The 2,044-nt window shown below is 40.1% G+C and carries 2 protein-coding genes and 1 pseudogene; all 3 read right to left on the minus strand.

Features of this window, described 5'->3' with window-relative positions; all coding sequences use genetic code 11:
* Positions 1-229 (minus strand): annotated as a pseudogene (locus AC1DRF_RS24780) (amidohydrolase); the annotation flags it as partial.
* 47 nt (positions 230-276) lie between these two features.
* On the minus strand, positions 277-783 hold the full coding sequence (locus AC1DRF_RS24785) for a GNAT family N-acetyltransferase (RefSeq protein WP_477741940.1): 507 nt from the start codon (positions 781-783) through the stop codon (positions 277-279).
* 528 nt (positions 784-1,311) lie between these two features.
* Positions 1,312-2,044, minus strand: a 733-nt coding sequence (locus AC1DRF_RS24790; RefSeq protein ID WP_477741941.1) for a methyl-accepting chemotaxis protein, incomplete at its 5' end; no start/stop codon positions are given.

A 2,044-nucleotide genomic window follows, 5' to 3' on the forward strand; every position in this document is an offset into this window, starting at 1 on the left:
GCGCATCAATATCAGCTCGAATAGCGATAGTAGGTCCCGGCTTTCCTCCTACAATTTCTGCTACTGCCCCTACGTCTAATTGGAATGCATCCGCTATAGAAATATCATAGTGCTTTAACCACTTTTTAATACGTTTAGTTGTTTCATATTCTTTCATTGAAAGCTCTGGAAACCGGTGCAGCTCACGGCGTATGTCTATTAACTCATTTAGTAGTAATTGATCTGTCATATTTATCACTCTTTCACATTTCTTAATTTGGATCACTTCTCTATCTTTTACGACAAAGAGTGTACCTTATTGAATTTTTTATAAAGAAATACGGTCATATAACCTTCTGCAAGGCGCTTTTCTTTAGCTTGAACATATCCTTTTCGTTCATACATCTCAACTAACCAAGGATGTTCTTTTGCTGTTCCTAAAGACACACCTGGTGATTWAAACATATTTTTTATTATCTCTTMCTCTACTAGATGCAGCAGCTTAGATCCAACGCCTTTCCTGGCAAATGACGGGTCTACTGCGAACCACCAAAGATGCGGAACAGCAAACGGACCTGGATGTTCTCCCCAAGGCATTCGTATAGACACAGTTGCAGCGATTCTTTTATCTTCTTCATATACATAGCAAAGGTTTTGAGAAATATTTTTCTTAACGAGGGCAAGATCAGCAGTAGCTGCTAAGAAAGGAATGCCTAGCTCTCGAATAGGCTTATATGCTTGTAGAGTTAAGTTCAATAAGTTATCTGCGTCGTCATTTGTTGCCAAACGGAATTCATTTTTCATCTCTTCGTCTCCTTATGCAGTGCTTAAATATTTTATTTAACTTATAAGTTTACTAAGAATTAAAAAAGACAGACTGCCGCCTTGCGTACTCACTATACAACTGCTTTTATAACGTGTCAATTCTATTTATCGTTTTCTATAAAGGGTATAAATAAAACAAAAGAGATTGAGACATAACTAAATCACTCCAAGCTGAAGACGAAGAAATGGGATACATGAGCTGGACTGTTTGTTACACCGCTGTCGATTTCCGTGCAAACCTTCGCTTTCCGCAGGCGGCAGCTAAGCCTCCTCGTCACTTATGCTCCTGGGTGGCTCACCTCTTCCCCTTTTCCCCCAGAAGTCTTCATCTTGCCCTCCAACCAGTAGCTAGAAGCACCTACATACATGAAACCTACGTCCAACACAACCATGAAAAGATCTAAACGAAGTTGGATTCTCTATCAAGAATCTCCATTCATCGTTCGGATCTTCCTGCAACGAAAATACTTTTTTCACAGCCTCATTACGTATATACCAAGATCAACTTCAGGGTTCACTTACCGTAGCTTTTAAAGTAGCTGCCAACACCACAAGTTCTTCTATAGATGCTAACTCCTCCTGTGAAGCCGCAGCTACTTCTTCAGCATAAGCAGCTGCTTGTTTAGCAACCTCTGAAAGGCCCATGACAGACTCCATTACCTTGAACGAATACCCATCAATCTCTCCTGTTGCCTTTGTCATTTTGTTCATTTGTTCTTGAGCAGCAAAAACATCTTCCATGATTGTGGAAAATTGTTCATTTACATCTTCGACAGTGGCAATACCAAGTGTGACTTCTTCTGTATTGACTTCCATGTTTTGATAAGCCTGCTTTGCCTGCGCTTCAATTTCTTTTAACAGATGACTGATTTGTATAGCGGACGTTTTAGATTCTTCCGCTAGCTTACGTACTTCTCCTGCTACTACAGCAAAACCTTTTCCATGTTCCCCCGCTCTTGCAGCTTCAATAGCAGCATTAAGTGCAAGAAGATTTGTTTGTTCAGCAATTCTTGTAATCGTGTCAATAATTCGTCCAATCTCTGTAGAACGATCTTCGAGTCCCTTTACTTCACTAGTGGATATCTTAACTGATTCATAGATTTTATTCATTTGGTTCGTCACCTCTTTCACCGAAACATTTCCAGTGGAAGCATGTTCAGAGGCTCTATTCATCGATTGCTGTACCCTTGAAGAATGATCAGTCATTTTCTGAAGGAGCTTGGCCATATCCACCATAGCT

Source organism: Priestia sp. P5_B4 (assembly GCF_056400385.1).